The organism is Streptomyces sp. NPDC047049 (genome assembly GCF_040643995.1).
In the GTDB taxonomy this organism is placed as follows: Bacteria; Actinomycetota; Actinomycetes; order Streptomycetales; family Streptomycetaceae; genus Streptomyces; species Streptomyces mooreae.
On sequence record NZ_JBEYVM010000008.1, the window covers coordinates 149,636 to 166,181 of the forward strand.

Consider the following 16,546-nt stretch of genomic DNA (forward strand, 5'->3'; position numbering starts at 1 on the left):
GAATCGCGGTGCGGGTGGGGCTACTTCGGGGAGTCGTCCTCGCCGATGTGGTGGACGCGGACGAGGTTGGTGGAGCCGGGGACTCCGGGCGGGGAGCCGGCCGTGATGATGACGACGTCGCCCTTCTGGCAGCGGCCGAGCCGCAGAAGCTGCTCGTCGACCTGGGCGACCATCTCGTCGGTGGAGTTGACGGTCGGGCCGAGGAAGGTCTCCACGCCCCAGCTGACGTTGAGCTGGGAGCGGGTGGCCGGGTCGGGGGTGAAGGCCAGCAGCGGGATGGGCGAGCGGTAACGGGAGAGGCGGCGGACGGTGTCGCCGGACTGGGTGAAGGCGACGAGGAACTTGGCGCCGAGGAAGTCGCCCATGTCGGCGGCGGCGCGGGCGACGGCGCCGCCCTGGGTGCGGGGCTTGTTGGCCTCGGTGAGCGGCGGGAGGCCCTTGGCGAGGAGGTCTTCCTCGGCGGCCTCGACGATGCGGCTCATGGTCTTGACGGTCTCGGTGGGGTATTTTCCGACGCTGGTTTCGCCGGAGAGCATGACGGCGTCGGTGCCGTCGATGACGGCGTTGGCGACGTCGGAGGCTTCGGCGCGGGTGGGGCGGGAGTTGTCGATCATCGAGTCGAGCATCTGGGTGGCGACGATGACCGGCTTGGCGTTGCGCTTGGCGAGTTTGATGGCGCGCTTCTGGACGATCGGGACGGTTTCGAGGGGCATTTCGACGCCGAGGTCGCCGCGGGCGACCATGATGCCGTCGAAGGCCGCGACGATGTCGTCGATGTTGTCGACGGCCTGGGGCTTTTCGACCTTGGCGATGACGGGGAGGAAGCGGTCCTCCTCGCGCATGATGCGGTGGACGTCCTCGATGTCGCGGCCGCTGCGGACGAAGGAGAGGGCGATGATGTCGGCGCCGTAGCGCAGGGCCCAGCGGAGGTCGTCCTGGTCCTTGTCGGAGAGGGCGGGGACGGAGACGGCGACGCCGGGGAGGTTGAGGCCCTTGTGGTCGGAGACCATGCCGCCTTCGACGACCCTGGTGCGGACGTGGGGTCCGTCGACGTCGGTGACTTCGAGGGTGACTTTTCCGTCGTCGATGAGGATGCGTTCGCCGGTGGCGACGTCGGCGGCGAGGCCGTGGTAGGTGGTGCCGCAGATCTGGCGGTCGCCTTCGACGGCGGGTTCCACGGTGATGGTGAACTCGTCGTCGCGTTCGAGAAGTACAGGGCCTTCGCGGAATCGGCCGAGTCGGATCTTCGGGCCTTGAAGGTCGGCGAGGATGCCGACGCTGCGGCGGGTTTCCTCGGAGGCTTTGCGGACCCGGTCGAACCGTGCCTCGTGTTCGGCGTAGGTGCCGTGGCTGAGGTTGAAGCGGGCGATGTCCATTCCGGCGTCGACGAGGGCTTTGATCTGCTCGTACGAGTCGGTGGCGGGTCCCAGTGTGCAGACGATCTTTGCTCGGCGCATGCTTCGACCCTATGACTTACCGGGCGGTAGGGAACGGTAGGGAAGTGACTGCTCAACGAGCGCTTGGTGAAAGGCTGTTGACAAGTAATGGAATGGGCGCGGCGGCGCTCCGATGAGCGGAAATTCATTCCGTCCGCACGGTCTCACAGTACGGGGCGGGTCATCGTAAAGCGTGCGTTGACATGGGCATAAACGGTCTGACGCTGGGGTTCGAGGTCGAGGGCGGGGGCGGATTCCTGGACGGGGGCGCGGCCGTAGCCGGCGAAGCCGCGCTTGCCGGGGGCCTGGGCGGGGGCGGTGTTCTCGGCGCCGAGGTCGGCGATTTCGAGGAGGGCGTCGAGGCGGGCGCCGACGGCCTCGGCGTATTCGCGGGCGCGCTGGACGGCTTCGCGGACGGCCTGGGTGCGGGCGGCGCGGTGGGCGGGTGAGTCGTGGCGCAGTGCCCACCACGGGCCGTCGACGCGGGTGAGGTCGAGGTCGGCGAGGCGGGTGGTGAGCTCGCCGAGGATCGTGAAGTCGTTGAGGGTGGCGATGTGGGTGACGCGTCCGTGGTACGCGCGGACGCGTTCGTGGCGGCCTTTATCGGTGAGCTGGGGGGTGAGACTGAAGGTGCCGGTTTCGAGTTTTTCGACGGCGCTGCCGTAGCTCTTGATGAGGGTCAGGGCTTGTTCGTTGCGGCGGGTGAGGTCGGTGAGGGCGGCGGTGCGGTCGGTGCCGCGGGCGCTGACGGTGACGGCGATGCGGGCGATTTCCGGGTCGACGTCGAGTCGGGCTTCGCCGCGTACGGCGAGGCGGGGGGTGTCGGGGGTGCCGTACGGGAGGGCGGCGGTGGCGCCGGCGGGGGTGGGGTCGGCGGTCGTGGCGGTGGGGTCGGTCATGGTGGCTCCCGGGGTGCGGGGTCGGTGGGCGGTGTGTCCGGTGTGTTCGGTGGGCGGGGGCGGGACGTGGCGCGTGGGGCGTGGGTGGTGAAGGGTCGCATATCGGGGTGCGGCAGGGTGGGGCGTTCGGCGGAGCCGGATGAGGGGTGTTGCGCGGGGTGCGGCTGCGCCAGAATCTACGCGCGTTGTCCCGCTGTGTGACGGCGCGCATCGGCGTTTTGGCGTTCATCCAAGGGAGTTGGCATGTCGCTCGACCGTAGGAAGTTCTTGGGGCGTTCCGTGGTGACGGGGGCCGGGGTGGCGCTCGCGGGGGCGGCGGGCGCGCCGGCGGCCGGGGCGGTGGAGGACCGGGGCGCCGGTGACCTGGGTGGCCGCGGTCACCGGCGGGAGCGGTACGCCTTTACGGTCATGGGCACGACGGATCTGCACGGCAATGTCTTCAACTGGGACTACACCACCGCCGCGGAGTTCGATGATGCGGCGCACAACGACGTCGGGCTGGCGAAGATTTCGACGCTGGTGGCGCAGGTGCGGCGGGAGAAGGGCCGGCGGCACACGCTGCTGATCGATGCGGGTGACACGATTCAGGGCACGCAGCTGGCGTATTACTACGCCAAGGTGGATCCGATCACGGATCCGGACGGGCCGGTGCATCCGATGGCGCGGGCGATGAATGCGATCGGCTATGACGCCGCGGCGCTGGGGAATCATGAGTTCAATTACGGCATTCCGGTGCTGCGGAAGTTCGAGGAGAGCTGTGATTTTCCGCTGCTGGGGGCGAACGCGGTGGATGCGAAGTCGCTGCGGCCGGCGTTCCGTCCGTATGTGCTGAAGCGTTTGCGGTCACCGCGCGGGCGGGAGGTGACGGTGGCGGTGCTGGGTTTGACGAATCCGGGGATCGCGATCTGGGACAAGGCGCATGTGCAGGGGAAGCTGGCTTTTCCGGGGCTGGTGGAGCAGGCGGCGAAGTGGGTGCCGAAGCTGCGGTCGATGGGCGCGGATGTGGTGATCGTGGCGGCGCATTCGGGGATGAGCGGTACGTCGTCGTACGGGGATCAGTTGCCGTATGTGGAGAATGCGGCGGCGTTGGTGGCGGAGCAGGTGCCGGGGATCGATGCGATCTTGGTGGGCCATGCGCATGTGGAGGTCGCCGAGCGGCGGGTGGTGAACAAGGAGTCGGGCCGGGAGGTGGTGCTCTCCGAGCCGTTGAAGTGGGGGCAGCGGCTGACGCTTTTCGATGTGGCGGTGGAGTGGCATCGGGGGCGCTGGGAGGTGGCGTCGGTCGCCTCGCGGGTCCTGAATGCGAATGCGGTGGCGGAGGATGCGCGGATCACGGGGTTGCTGCGGGCGGAGCACCGGAAGGTCGTGGCGTATGTGAACCGGGTGATCGGCCGGTCGAAGGCGGAGATGACGGCGGCCGAGGCGCCGGTGAAGGACACGCCGGTTTTGGACTTCATTGCGTTTGTGCAGGCGGAGGTGGTGCGTAAGGCGCTTGCGGGGTCGGCGTATGCGTCGTTGCCGGTGTTGTCGCAGGCGTCGTGTTTTTCGCGGACCGCGCGGGTGCCGGAGGGGGATGTGACGATCCGGTCGATGGCGGCGTTGTATCCGTTCGACAACACGCTGGAGGCGCGGGTGTTGACGGGTGCGCAGGTGCGGGCGTATTTGGAGTTTTCGGCGCGGTATTACGTGCGGACGGCGGCCGGTGGTCCGGTGGATCCGTCGAAGGTCACGAATGCGGACGGTACGCCGGATTACAACTATGACGTGGTGAGCGGTGTCTCGTACGAGATCGATATCGCGAAGCCGGCGGGGCAGCGGATCGGGAAGCTGATGTTCGGCGGTAAGCCGTTGGATGATGCGGCGCGGTTCGTGCTGGCGGTGAACAATTACCGGGCGAGTGGTGGCGGTAATTTCCCGCATGTGGCGGCCGCGGAGCAGGTGTGGTCGACGTCCGACGAGATCCGGAATTTGATCATCGGGTGGGTGCAGGAGAGCGGGCAGATCGATCCTGCCCGGTTCGCTTCGGTGGACTGGAGGCTGACGCGGGACGGGGTGCCGGTGTTCTGATGTCCGGTGACGGCCAGAGCCGCGGGGGCGGTGGGGCGCCGTCCCGGGGGGGCCGTGGTCTCTGCCGGGGCCGCGGCGCTCCCCCGGTTCCCGTGGGTCTGGTGGCGCGTGGCGGGTGGACGTAGGCGGGTCGGGGTCAGCGGCGGGGGACGAGGGTGGAGCCCTGACGGGGAACCATGCCGGTGCGCCCGGCCGACGGCTGGGGGAGGCCGAAGCTGGTGAAGGCGGTGCGGCTGGGGAGGGGGTAGGGGGTGTTGTCGGTGAGGGAGTTGAGGATGGTGGCGCTGCGCCAGGCGGCGAGGCCGAGGTCGGGGGTGCCCACGCCGTGGGTGTGGGTTTCGGCGTTCTGGACGTAGACCGAGCCCGTGAGGGCGGGGTCGAGGACGAGGCGGTGGTCGGCGTCGATGCGGGGGCGGGCGCCGGAGTCGCGGCGCACGTAGGGATCGATGGCGGCGAGGAGGGTGTCCATGCGGCGTTCGCGGTAGCCGGTGGCGAGGATGACGGCGTCGGTGGTGAGGCGGGAGCGGGTGCCTTGCTGGGTGTGGTCGAGGTGGAGTTCGACCTTGGTGGTGCCGACGCGGCCCGCGGTGCGGACGAAGACTCCGGGGGTGAGGGTGGCGTCGGGCCAGCCGCCGTCGAGGGTGCGGCGGTAGAGCTCGTCGTGGATGGCGCCGAGGGTGGCGTGGTCGATGCCTTTGTGGAGCTGCCACTGGCCGGGGACGAGGTCGTCGCGGACGCGTTCGGGGAGGGCGTGGAAGTAGCGGGTGTAGTCGGGGGTGAAGTGTTCGAGGCCGAGTTTGCTGTATTCCATGGGGGCGAAGGCGGGGGTGCGGGCGAGCCAGTGGAGGCGTTCGCGGCCGGCGGGGCGGGAGCGGAGCTGGTCGAGGAAGATTTCGGCGCCTGACTGGCCGGCGCCGATGACGGTGACGTGGCCGGCGGCGAGCAGGGTGTCGCGGTGGTCGAGGTAGTCGGCGGAGTGGATGACGGGGACGGCGGGCGCCTCGGCGAGGGGGCGGAGGGGGACGGGGATGTGGGGGGTGGTGCCGATGCCGAGGACGAGGTTGCGGGCGTGGGTGCGGCCCAGGGCTTCGGCTTCGCCTTCGGCGTCGAGCTGGGTGAAGTCGACTTCGAAGACTTCGTGTTCGGGGTTCCAGCGGACGGCGTCGATCTGGTGGCCGAAGTGGAGGCTGGGGAGGTTTTCGCTGACCCAGCGGCAGTAGGCGTCGTATTCGGCGCGGTGGAGGTGGAAGCGTTCGGCGAAGTAGAAGGGGAAGAGCCGTTCGCGGGTTTTGAGGTAGTTGAGGAAGGTCCAGGGGCTGGCGGGGTCGGCGAGGGTGACCAGGTCGGCGAGGAAGGGGACTTGGAGGGTGGCGCCGTCGATGAGGAGGCCGGGGTGCCAGTGGAAGGCGGGGCGCTGGTCGTAGAAGGCGGTGCGGAGGGTGGTGAGGGGGTGGGCGAGGGCGGCGAGGGAGAGGTTGAAGGGGCCGATGCCGATGCCCGCGAGGTCGAGGGGTTCGCCGGGGCTCGTGGTGTGGGTGGTGAGGGGGTTTTCCGGGTGCGGGGTGGCGCTCATCGGGGCGTGTGGCCTTCCACGAGTTTGAGGAGGGTGGTCAGGTCTCCGGGCTGGGTGTGGGGGTTGAGGAGGGTGGCTTTGAGCCAGAGGCCGGTGGGGGTGGTGGCGCGGCCGAGGACGGCCTGTCCGTCGGTGAGGAGGGTGCGGCGGATGGTGGCGAGGGTGGTGTCGTCGGCGCCGGTGGGGCGGAACAGGACGGTGCTGAGGGTGGGGCGGGAGTGGAGTTCGTAGCGGGGGTGGTCCTCGATGAGGTCGGCGAGGGTCTGCGCGGCGGCGAGGGTGCGGTCGACGAGTTCGCCGAGGCCGTGGCGGCCGAGGGCTTTGAGGGTGACGGCGATTTTGAGGATGTCGGGGCGGCGGGTGGTGCGCAGGGAGCGGCTGAGGAGGTCGGGGAGGCCGGCTTCGGTGTCGTCGTCGGCGTTGAGGTAGTCGGCCTGGTGGGTGAGGGGGGCCAGGGTGGTGGGGTCGGGGACGGCGAGGAGGCCGGCGGCGACGGGTTGCCAGCCGAGTTTGTGCAGGTCGAGGGCGACGGTGTGGGCGCGGGAGAGGCCGTTCAGTGCGCCGCGGTGGGTGTCGCTGAAGAGGAGGGCGCCGCCGTAGGCGGCGTCGACGTGGAAGCGGGCGCCGTGCCGGTCGGCGAGGTCGGCGAGGGCGGGGAGGGGGTCGAGGGCGCCGGAGTCGGTGGTGCCTGCGGTGGCGGTGAGGAGGACGGGCCCGGTGCGGCCGGCGAGGCCGGCGAGGCAGGTGTGGACGGTCTCGGGGGTGAGGATGCCGTCGGGGGTGGGGAGGGTGAGGGGTTCGGGGAGGCCGAGGAGCCAGGCGGAGCGGTGGATGCTGTGGTGGGCGTTGGCGCCGCAGACGATCTGGAGGGGTGGGGCGGGCCGGTGGGGGTCGGTCGCGGTGCCGGCAGGGGTGGTGGTTTCGCGGGCGAGGAGGAGGGCGAGCTGGTTGGATTCGGTGCCGCCGGTGGTGATCAGGGCGTCGGGGCGGGCGGCCCGGGGGTAGACGAGCGCGGCGAGTTCACGGCTGGTGAGGGCTTCGAGGGCGGAGGCGGCGGGGGCCTGGTCCCAGGAGTCCATGGAGGGGTTGAGGGCGCCGGCGGCGAGGTCGGCGGCGGTGGCGAGGGCCAGCGGCGGGCAGTGCAGGTGGGCGGCGCAGTGGGGGTCGGCGGGGTCGGCGGCGCCGGCGGCGAGGGTGTGGACGAGGGTGCGCAGGGCGGTGTGCGGGCCGGTGCCGTGGTCGGGGAGCAGGGGGTGGCAGGCCTCGCGTACGGCGCGGGTGACGGTGGCGGGGCCGCCGGGCGGGAGGGGGCCGGCGCGGTCCTCGGCTCCGGTGGTGAGGGCGTCGAGGACGGTGTCGAGGAAGGGGCGGAGTGCGCGGGGGCCGTTGGTGCCGCCTGCGAGGGCGGTGCCGGCAGGGGGCACAGGCATCAATGTGCTCTTCTGTCAGGGGAGTTGGGGCGTCGATCCCGTGCGGACCAGCCCTCAGGCAGCGCTAAGTTACTTTCCCTGTACAGTCTGTATCCACTGGTTGCGCGGTCATACCACCCGTAAGTGGTACGGGTGTACCGCAGGTGTTCGGGTGCCGTCGGCCGGCCCCGGGGGCTGCCGTCCGGGGCGGGGCGGCACCCGTCTCAGGGCGGCCGCCCCGCCCGGGTCAGGCGCCGACGTAGGCCGCGAGGTGCTCGCCGGTGAGGGTGGAGCGGGCGGCGACGAGGTCGGCGGGGGTGCCCTCGAAGACGATCCGGCCGCCGTCGTGGCCGGCGCCGGGGCCGAGGTCGATGATCCAGTCGGCGTGCGCCATGACCGCCTGGTGGTGCTCGATGACGATGACCGACTTGCCGGAGTCGACGAGCCGGTCGAGCAGGCCGAGCAGCTGCTCGACGTCGGCGAGGTGGAGGCCGGCGGTCGGTTCGTCGAGGAGGTAGACGCCGCCCTTCCCGTCCATGTGGGTGGCCAGCTTGAGCCGCTGCCGCTCGCCGCCGGACAGCGTGGTGAGCGGCTGGCCGAGGCCGAGGTAGCCGAGTCCGACGTCGGCGAGCCGGCCGAGGATGCGGTGCGCGGCCGGTGTGCGTGCCTCGCCGTCGCCGAAGAACTCCTCGGCCTCGGTCACCGACATCGCAAGCACCTCGCTGATGTCGCGGCCGCCGAGGTGGTGGTCCAGGACGGATGCCTGGAACCGCTTCCCCTCGCACTCCTCGCAGGGGGAGGCGACGCCGGCCATCATCGCCAGGTCGGTGAAGGTGACGCCGGCGCCGTTGCAGGTGGGGCAGGCGCCCTCGGAGTTGGAGCTGAAGAGTCCCGGCTTCACGCCGTTGGCCTTGGCGAACGCCTTGCGGATCGGGTCGAGCAGTCCGGTGTACGTCGCCGGGTTGCTCCGTCGTGAGCCGCGGATCGGGGCCTGGTCGACCGACACCACGCCCTCGCCGGTGGCTCCCGCCCGTCCCGGCAGCGACCCGTGGACGAGCGAGCTCTTTCCGGAGCCGGCGACGCCGGTGACGACGGTCAGCACCCCGAGCGGGATGTCGACGTCGACGCCGCGCAGGTTGTGCGTGGTCGCGCCGCGGATCTCCAGCCTGCCGGTGGGGGTGCGCACGGTCTTCTTGACGGCGGCCCGGTCGTCGAAATGGCGGCCGGTGACGGTGCTTCCGGCCCGCAGCCCCTCGACGGTGCCCTCGAAGCAGACCGTGCCGCCCGCCGCACCGGCGCCGGGGCCCAGGTCGACGACGTGGTCGGCGATCGCGATCGTCTCCGGCTTGTGCTCCACGACGAGCACCGTGTTGCCCTTGTCCCGCAGGCGCAGCAGCAGGTTGTTCATCCGCTGGATGTCATGGGGGTGCAGGCCCGTGGTGGGCTCGTCGAAGACGTAGGTGGTGTCGGTGAGCGAGGAGCCGAGGTGGCGGATCATCTTGACGCGCTGCGCCTCGCCGCCCGACAGGGTGCCCGACGCCCGGTCGAGGGAGAGGTAGCCGAGGCCGATCTCGGTGAACGAGTCGAGTGTCTGCCGCAGCGCGGTGAGCAGGGGCGCCACCGACGGCTCGTCGAGGCCGCGGACCCAGGCGGCCAGGTCGCTGATCTGCAGGGCGCAGGCGTCGGCGATGCTGATCCCCTTGATCTTCGACGACCGGGCGCCCTCGCTGAGCCGGGTGCCGTCGCACTCGGGGCAGGTGGTGAAGGTGACCGCCCGCTCCACGAACGCCCGGATGTGCGGCTGCAGCGCCTCCTTGTCCTTGGACAGGAACGACTTCTGGATCTTGGGGATCAGCCCTTCGTAGGTGAGGTTGACGCCCTCGACCTTCACCTTGGTCGGCTCCCGGTGGAGGAAGTCGTGCATCTCCTTCTTGGTGAACGTGCGGATCGGCTTGTCCGGGTCGAGCAGGCCCGACTCGGCGTAGACCCGTACGGTCCAGAAGCTGTCGGACTTCCAGCCGGGGATGGTGAACGCGCCCTCGGCGATCGACTTGGAGTCGTCGTAGAGCTGGGTGAGGTCGATGTCGGAGACCGTGCCGCGGCCTTCGCAGCGGGTGCACATGCCGCCGGTGCGGGTGAAGGTCGCCTTCACCGCCTTGCGGGCTCCGCGTTCGACGGTGATGGCGCCGCTCGCCCGGACCGAGGGGACGTTGAAGGCGTACGCGCCGGGCGGGCCGATGTGCGGCTTCCCGAGCCGGCTGAAGAGGATGCGCAGCATCGCGTGGGCGTCGGTGACGGTGCCGACGGTGGAGCGGGCGTCGGCCCCCAGCCGCTGCTGGTCGACGATGATCGCAGTGGTCAGCCCGTCGAGGACGTCGACCTCGGGCCGGGCCAGGGTCGGCATGAAGCCCTGTACGAAGGCGCTGTAGGTCTCGTTGATCAGCCGCTGCGACTCCGCGGCGATGGTGTGGAAGACCAGCGAGCTCTTGCCCGAGCCGGAGACACCGGTGAACACCGTCAGCCGGCGCTTCGGGATCTCGATGCTGATGTCCTTGAGGTTGTTCTCGCGCGCGCCGTGCACACGGATCAGATCGTGGCTGTCGGCGGCGTGCGGCGCGGGCGACTGCGGGTCCGTCCTCGTGACCTTGCTCATCGTGTCTCCCTCTGTGCGGACGGCCGCCTGCGCGATCTCCGTCGGGGTCGCCGGGGTCGGTCTGACCGGCTCCGAGCGTAACGTCTGATGTTGCTGTGCCGGAGGGGTCGTGCAACAGCCCGGCCGCCGGCCGTCGCGCGGCGGCTCGCGGCCGGGCATCCGTTCAGCTCGCGCCCGGCCCGGAGGCGGCGGGGAGCGAGGGGGCGGCGGGGAGCGGGAGGACGGGCGTCATCGGTCCTGGAGCAGCCCGAGGACGTTGCCGTCGGGGTCGGTGACGGTGGCCACCAGGCGGCCGCCGCCGACCTCGTGCGCGGGCTCCTTCACGGTGGCGCCCGCGGCGGTCACCTCGGCCAGCTTCGCCTCGATGTCCGGCACGTGCCAGTAGGCCACCGGCGCGGTCATGCCCTGCGGGCCGCCGCCCGGCACCAGCCCGATGTGCTGCCCCCCGGCCTCGAAGCCGACGTAGTAGGACTCGTCGGCCTGCGGCGGCACGCCGAGCAGGGCGGCGTACACCGCCTTGGCGGTTGCCAGGTCGGACACGGGGTGCAGCACGGTCTTGATTCCCTGGGTGACAGAGCCGGTCATGATCACTCCTGAGCTCGTGGGGCGAATTGCCTGGTATGCCCCATCGAGCTTAGGGAGGAACGGGATGGCCGGGACTCGACACGCTAGGGGGTGTCTCCCCGATCAGGCCGGATCAGGGAGCGGGGCCTGGTGCGTGCGATCGCAAGGCGGAGGAGGGAGTCGACGCGGAGCGTCGGCGAGTGACGACAACGCGGCGAGCGTGCGTGCCAGGCCCCGCGAGCCCGGCATGATCGGGGAGACACCCCCTAGGCGCCCCCGGCCGCGGTGCGTACCTTCAGTGCCCTGCGCAGGTCGTCGAGCTGGTCGATGAGCTTGCGGCGCAGGGCGGGTGCCGGGTCGCCGTCGGTGAGGCAGGCCTCGCCGCGCCGGAGGGTGTCCTCCTCGACGAAGACGGCGGGGAAGGCGTAGCGGCCGGCGGCGTCGGCGAGGGCGGGGCCGCGGGCGGCGGCGAGGGCGGGGACCTCCGTGAAGTAGCGGGCGACGTAGGGGCGGAGCAGGTCGTGCTGTTCGGGTGCCCAGAAGCCGGTGGCGGTGGCGGTGAAGAGGTAGTTGGACAGGGCGGCCTTGCCGTCGGTGGTGAACAGGGCGTCCCAGGCGGCTTGTTTGGCGGCCGGGTCGGGGAGCGCGGCGTGGCAGCGGGCGGCGCCTTCGCGGCCGGTGGCGCTGGGGTCGCGGGCGAGTTCGGCGTCGATGGCGGTACGGAGTGCGTCGAGCGGCGCCGCGCCGAGGGTGGCGAGCCGGCCGAGGATGCGCCAGCGCAGTTCGGGGTCGAGGCGGGGGCCGCCGGGGACGCTGCCGTCGTCGAGCCAGTCCTGGATGCCCTCGGGGGTGGTGGCGCTGTCGATGAAGGTGCGGACGGCGGTGAGCCGCAGTCCCGCTTCCGCACCGTGTTCGGGGCCTTCGGTGCGGCGGAGTATGTCGCGGCTGAGGGAGGTGAGGGTGCCGAGGGCGGTGTGGCGTTCGGCGCGGGGGAGGTAGCGGTCGGCGATCTGGGTGCGGGCGAAGGCCAGGACACCTTGGACGACGGCGAGGTCGGATTCGTACGGGAGGTGGGTGCGGGCGGCGTCGAGGTAGGCGGCGGGGGCGAGTTCGCCGTCGCGCACCATGTCGCGGGCGGCGTTCCACACCACGGCGCGGGTCAGCGGTCCGGGGAGCCCGGACAGCGCGCCGAGGGCGGTGTCCCAGGAGACGGGGTCGAGACGGACCTTGGCGTAGCTGAGGTCCTGGTCGTTGAGCAGCAGCAGGGCGGGCCGGCCGCCCGTGCCGGAGTGGCCGCCGCCGTCGGGCACGTCCCAGGACAGCGGCTCGCGCGGGACGAGGCGGCCCGGGGTGGTGTGGTCGTGGTCGTAGAGGCCGATGGTGAGCCGGTGCGGGCGGGTGCCGTCCTGGCTCCCGGTCTGCTCGACGGACACGCTCCAGTGGCCGTCCGTGCCGTCCTGGACGACGGGGGTCAGGGTGTCGACCCCGGTGGTGCGCAGCCAGCGCTCGGCCCAGGCGTGGACGTCGCGGTCGGTGGCGCGGGAGAGCGAATCGATGAAGTCGGCGAGGGTGGCGTTGCCGAAGCGGTGCCGGGCGAAGTGGTCGTTGATGCCGGCGAGGAAGTCCTTCTCCCCCATCCAGGCGACGAGTTGGCGCAGGGCGGAGGCGCCCTTGGCGTAGGAGATGCCGTCGAAGTTGGTGAGCGCCGAGGTGGTGTCGGGGACGTCCTCGGGGGCGGGGGCGACGGGATGGGTGGAGGGGCGCTGGTCGGCGTCGTAGCCCCAGCCCTTGCGCGCGATGGCGAAGTCGGTCCAGGTGTCCTTGAAGCGCGTGGCTTCGGACAGGACCTGGTAGCCCATGTATTCGGCGAAGGACTCGTTCAGCCAGATGTCGTCCCACCATTGGAGGGTGACGAGGTCGCCGAACCACATGTGGGCCATTTCGTGGGAGACGACCATGCCGCGGGTCTGGCGTTCGGTGTCGGTGACGGCGGAGCGGAAGACGAATTCGTCGCGGAAGGTGACCAGGCCCGGGTTCTCCATGGCGCCGGCGTTGAACTCGGGGACGAAGGCCTGGTCGTACGAGTCGAAGGGGTAGGGCTCCTCGAAGATCTGGTGGTAGCGGTCGAAGCAGCGCCGGGTGAGGTCGAGGATTTCGTCGGCGTCGGCGTCGAGGTACGGGGCCAGGGAGCGGCGGCAGTGCAGGCCGAAGGGCAGTCCGGCGTGTGCGGTGCGTACGGAGTGCCAGGGGCCGGCGGCGACGGCGACCAGGTAGGTGGAGATCAGCGGGGTGGGGGCGAGGGTCCAGTGGCCGGGGTCGCCTTGGGTGGCGATGCCGTTGCCGAGGACGGTCCAGTCGGTGGGGGCGGTGACGGTGAGGGCGAAGACGGCCTTGAGGTCGGGCTGGTCGAAGGCCGCGAAGACGCGCTGGACGTCTTCCATGAACAGCTGGGTGTAGACGTAGGTCTCGCCGTCGGCGGGGTCGGTGAAGCGGTGCATGCCTTCGCCGGTGCGGGAGTAGCGCATGGTGGCGTCCAGGCGCAGTTCGTGGGCGCCGGGGGTGAGGCCGGTGAGCGGGAGGCGGTTGTCCTCAAGGGCCGCGGGGTCGAGGGGGTGGCCGTCGAGGGTGGCGGAGTGCAGCTCGGCGGGTTTGACCTCGACGAAGGTGTCGCCGGGTGCGTGCGCGGTGAAGTGGATGACCGTATGGGAGGCGAAGTGGTCCTCGCCTCGGGTGAGGTCGAGGGCGACCTCGTAACGGTGGACGTCGATGAGCCGGGCTCGGGTCTGCGCCTCGTCGCGCTGCAGTGCGGGCATGACGTCATGCTGCCGTACCGCCGGTGGGCGGTGCATCCGTGTTCTGGGGGCGTTGTTCGTGTGCGGGGGCATTGTGGCTGGGCGCGCAGTTCCCCGCGCCCCTTTGGGCGCCGGTGCGTCGGCCTCGGGTGAGGTCGCTTGGGTGGGTGGGGCCGGCGCCGTGCGGGGGCGGTGGTTGCCACTGGGGGTACGGGCGTCCCCTCCGGCCCACCACCCACAACGATCAGGCGCACCGGCCCCAGCCACCGGCGGCCTCAGCCGTTGCACCCGCTGACCAGTGGCGGATCATCCGGATCGGGGACCTGCGTGGACCAGCCGCCGGGTACGTTGCGGACCTGGCGGTCGCGGAAGCGTACGGGGGCGGTGCCGACCCGGCGGGTGAACAGGCGGCTGAAGTAGGCGGGGTCGTCGTAGCCGACCCGGCGGGCGACCGCGGCCACCGGGAGTTCGGTTCCCGCCAGGAGTTCCTTGGCGCGGCCCAGGCGTATGCCCAGCAGGTAGTCCTTGGGGCTGCAGCCGGCGCCGCGGCGTACGGCGGTGCGGAGTTCCGCGGGGGTCATGCCGTGCCGGGCGGCGTGTTCGGCGACCGAGAGGGGGAGGAAGGCGTCCCGGGCGAGGGCCTGGAGGACCGGGTCACCGTCGGCGTCGGTGTCGGAGCGTGCCCTGCGCAGGGCGACGAGGAGTTCGTGGACCGCGGCCGAGGTCTCCACCTCCAGCAGGGGGTTGCCCCGCCGCGCCGCGCGGGCGATCCGTCCGATGGCGGTGCGGGCCGGCCCGGCGTCCGCGAGCGGTACGAGCGGGCGGTCCGGTTCGATGTAGCCGAGTTCGGTGTAGGCCGCGGCGGCCGGCCCGGTGAAGTCGACGAAGCTCTCGTCCCAGCCGGTCTCCGGGTCGGCGCCGTAGTGGTGCGGCACCCCCGGCATGATCCACAGCAGGGCGGGGGCGGTCACCGCGCGGCGCCGGCCGTCGGCAGCGGTGAACCAGCCGCGGCCGGCGCTGATGACGATGGCGACGTGGTGGTCGAGGGTGCGCGGGCCGACCGTGGGCAGGGTGCCGTGCTGGAGGCCGACTCCCAGGCACACCAGGCCCAGCCGGTGGTGGACCGGGCTCGGGGTGAAGTAGCGCATCCAGGTGTGGTACACGTCCGGGCCTCCCGTCGCTCCGTACCGCTCCGTCGGACCGTCGAACCGTCCAACCAGATCCGATCTTTGTCCATGGACCGTCACACCGCCAGGGGGCAAGGGTGACCGGGTGCGCCCGGCCGGTGGCGCACGGAAGACGACACTGGGGCGGGTGACGTGACGCGGTTCGAGGCGGGCGAGCGGGACTTCATGCTGGACGGGCGGCCGGTGCGGCTGCTGTCGGGGGCGATGCACTACTTCCGGGTGCACGAGGCGCAGTGGGACCACCGGCTGGCGTTGCTCCGGGCGATGGGCCTGAACTGTGTGGAGACCTATGTGCCGTGGAATCTGCACGAGCCGCGGCCCGGCGAGTTCAGGGACCCGGAGGCGCTGGGGCGGTTCCTGGACGCGGTGCGGGCGGCGGGGCTGTGGGCGATCGTCCGGCCGGGACCGTACATCTGCGCGGAGTGGGAGAACGGCGGGCTGCCGCAGTGGCTGACCGGGCCGCTGGGGCGGCGGGTGCGGACGCGGGACCCGGTGTATCTGCGGGCCGTGGACGCCTGGTTCGCGCGGCTGCTGCCGCAGGTCGTGGCGCGGCAGTGCACGGCGGCGGGGCCCGGTGGCGCGGGCGGCGGGCCGGTGATCATGGTGCAGGCGGAGAACGAGTACGGCTCGTACGGCAGCGACGGTGTGTATCTGGCGCACCTCGTGGAGCGGCTGCGGGCGCTGGGGGTGCGGGTGCCGCTGTTCACCTCGGACGGGCCCGAGGACCACATGCTCAGCGGTGGTGCGGTTCCGGGCCTGCCGGCCACCGTCAACTTCGGTTCGGGGGCCGGGGAGGCGCTGGCGGCGCTGCGGCGCCACCAGGCTCGGGGGCCGCTGATGTGCATGGAGTTCTGGTGCGGGTGGTTCGCGCACTGGGGGCAGGAGCAGGTGCCGCGCGCTCCGGAGGATGCCGCGGCGACGCTGCGCGAGATTCTGGAGTGCGGGGCGTCGGTCAATGTCTATATGGCGCACGGCGGGACGAATTTCGGCGGGTGGGCGGGGGCGAACCGTGCGGGCGAGCTGCACGACGGGGCGCTGCTGCCGACGGTCACTTCCTACGACTACGGGGCGCCGGTCGATGAACGCGGGCGTCCCACGGAGAAGTTCTGGCGGTTCCGGGAGGTGCTGGCCGCGTGGGCGGACGGGCCGTTGCCCCGGGTTCCGGAGCCGCTGCGGGTGCTGGCGGAGCCGGTGCGGGCGGTGGTCGGTCAGTGGGCGTGTGCCGGGGACGTGATGGAGGTGCTGGGGGGCGCGGAGACCGAGGGGGGCGCGCCGGCGACGTTCGAGGAGCTGGGGGTGGACCGGGGTGTGGTCCGCTACCGGGTCGAGGTGCCGGGGCCGCGTGGTCCGCGTCCGCTGCGGGTGCGCGGGCTGCGGGACCGGGCGGTGGTGTGGGTCGACGGGGTGCGCGGGCCCGTGGTGGACACCGAGGACGCCGTGCTCGGGGAGGTGGCCGGACCGGCGTCGGTGGAGTTGTGGGTGGCGTCGCTGGGGCGGGTCAACTACGGTCCGCGGCTCGGTGAGTCCAAGGGGATCACGGGCGGGCTGCTGCACGAGCGGCAGTTTCTGCACGGCGTACGGTCACGGGGGCTGCGGCTGGATGCGCTGGAGGAGGCCGGGGCGCTGGCGAGGGTGCCGTTCCGGGCGGCGGCGGAGGCGGGCGGGGCCGCCGGGCTGTACCGGGGGACGGTGACGGTGGCCGGGCGGCCCGGGGATGCCGATCTCGCGCTGCCGGGGTGGCGCCACGGTTTCGCCTGGATCAACGGTTTCTGTCTGGGGCGCTATTGGGATCTCGGCCCGCAGCGGACCCTGTACGTGCCGGGCCCGGCGCTGCGCGAGGGCGCCAATGAGCTGCTGTTGTGGGAGTGGGAGGGCGCCCCGGCCCTGGTGGGGGACGAGGCGGGGGCGCCCGGTCTGTATCCGTGCGCGGGCGGGCGCTGAGCGCTCCGCGGGCGGCGGGCCCGCC

At 71.8% G+C, this 16,546-nt stretch carries 10 protein-coding genes; 2 read left to right on the top strand and 8 right to left on the bottom strand.

Features of this window, described 5'->3' with window-relative positions; all coding sequences use genetic code 11:
* Positions 1-20: 20 nt before the first annotated feature.
* Both pyk and ABZ851_RS20185 read right to left on the bottom strand, forming a co-directional pair.
* On the bottom strand, positions 21-1,457 hold the full coding sequence (gene pyk / locus ABZ851_RS20180) for a pyruvate kinase (protein WP_361129243.1): 1,437 nt from the start codon (positions 1,455-1,457) through the stop codon (positions 21-23).
* A 143-nt stretch (positions 1,458-1,600) separates the two neighbouring features.
* Positions 1,601-2,335 (bottom strand): SIMPL domain-containing protein, encoded by a 735-nt coding sequence (locus ABZ851_RS20185; RefSeq protein WP_361129246.1) that lies wholly within the window; start codon positions 2,333-2,335, stop codon positions 1,601-1,603.
* Between the two features lie 243 nt (positions 2,336-2,578).
* Here ABZ851_RS20185 and ABZ851_RS20190 point away from each other — a divergent pair, with 243 nt between their 5' ends.
* Complete coding sequence (locus tag ABZ851_RS20190; protein ID WP_361129249.1) at positions 2,579-4,402, top strand: 5'-nucleotidase C-terminal domain-containing protein; 1,824 nt, start codon at positions 2,579-2,581, stop codon at positions 4,400-4,402.
* A gap of 136 nt (positions 4,403-4,538) precedes the next feature.
* On the opposite strand, the gene ABZ851_RS20195 is transcribed toward ABZ851_RS20190, so the two are convergent.
* From ABZ851_RS20195 to ABZ851_RS20220, 6 genes are all read right to left on the bottom strand, one after another.
* Positions 4,539-5,975, bottom strand: coding sequence for a SidA/IucD/PvdA family monooxygenase (locus tag ABZ851_RS20195; RefSeq protein WP_361129252.1), 1,437 nt, complete (start codon positions 5,973-5,975; stop codon positions 4,539-4,541).
* The gene (locus tag ABZ851_RS20200) at positions 5,972-7,405 is read right to left on the bottom strand and encodes a pyridoxal-dependent decarboxylase (RefSeq protein ID WP_361129255.1); all 1,434 of its coding nucleotides are present in this window, start codon (positions 7,403-7,405) and stop codon (positions 5,972-5,974) included. Before ABZ851_RS20200 ends, ABZ851_RS20195 begins: the two co-directional genes overlap by 4 nt.
* Before the next feature lie 226 nt (positions 7,406-7,631).
* A complete protein-coding gene (locus ABZ851_RS20205; RefSeq protein WP_361129258.1) occupies positions 7,632-10,037 on the bottom strand; it encodes an excinuclease ABC subunit UvrA in 2,406 nt (801 codons plus the stop codon).
* A 228-nt stretch (positions 10,038-10,265) separates the two neighbouring features.
* A complete protein-coding gene (locus ABZ851_RS20210; protein ID WP_088797181.1) occupies positions 10,266-10,622 on the bottom strand; it encodes a VOC family protein in 357 nt (118 codons plus the stop codon).
* Between the two features lie 245 nt (positions 10,623-10,867).
* On the bottom strand, positions 10,868-13,414 hold the full coding sequence (pepN, locus tag ABZ851_RS20215; protein ID WP_361129262.1) for an aminopeptidase N: 2,547 nt from the start codon (positions 13,412-13,414) through the stop codon (positions 10,868-10,870).
* A gap of 254 nt (positions 13,415-13,668) precedes the next feature.
* Positions 13,669-14,556 carry an AraC family transcriptional regulator gene (locus ABZ851_RS20220; RefSeq protein WP_361129265.1) on the bottom strand — a complete coding sequence of 296 codons (888 nt, stop codon included), beginning with the start codon at positions 14,554-14,556 and terminating at the stop codon, positions 13,669-13,671.
* A gap of 189 nt (positions 14,557-14,745) precedes the next feature.
* Here ABZ851_RS20220 and ABZ851_RS20225 point away from each other — a divergent pair, with 189 nt between their 5' ends.
* A complete protein-coding gene (locus ABZ851_RS20225) occupies positions 14,746-16,521 on the top strand; it encodes a beta-galactosidase (RefSeq protein WP_361129560.1) in 1,776 nt (591 codons plus the stop codon).
* Positions 16,522-16,546: the final 25 nt, after the last annotated feature.

Bases quoted from the DNA above. Each gene is read 5' to 3' on its own strand.
- ABZ851_RS20195 (WP_361129252.1), bottom strand. From the start codon at position 5,975: ATGAGCGCCACCCCGCACCCGGAAAACCCCCTCACCACCCACACCACG.
- ABZ851_RS20225 (WP_361129560.1), top strand. From the start codon at position 14,746: ATGCTGGACGGGCGGCCGGTGCGGCTGCTGTCGGGGGCGATGCACTAC.
- ABZ851_RS20210 (WP_088797181.1), bottom strand. From the start codon at position 10,622: ATGACCGGCTCTGTCACCCAGGGAATCAAGACCGTGCTGCACCCCGTG.
- ABZ851_RS20205 (WP_361129258.1), bottom strand. From the start codon at position 10,037: ATGAGCAAGGTCACGAGGACGGACCCGCAGTCGCCCGCGCCGCACGCC.
- ABZ851_RS20190 (WP_361129249.1), top strand. From the start codon at position 2,579: ATGTCGCTCGACCGTAGGAAGTTCTTGGGGCGTTCCGTGGTGACGGGG.
- pepN (WP_361129262.1), bottom strand. From the start codon at position 13,414: ATGCCCGCACTGCAGCGCGACGAGGCGCAGACCCGAGCCCGGCTCATC.
- ABZ851_RS20185 (WP_361129246.1), bottom strand. From the start codon at position 2,335: ATGACCGACCCCACCGCCACGACCGCCGACCCCACCCCCGCCGGCGCC.
- ABZ851_RS20200 (WP_361129255.1), bottom strand. From the start codon at position 7,405: ATGCCTGTGCCCCCTGCCGGCACCGCCCTCGCAGGCGGCACCAACGGC.
- pyk (WP_361129243.1), bottom strand. From the start codon at position 1,457: ATGCGCCGAGCAAAGATCGTCTGCACACTGGGACCCGCCACCGACTCG.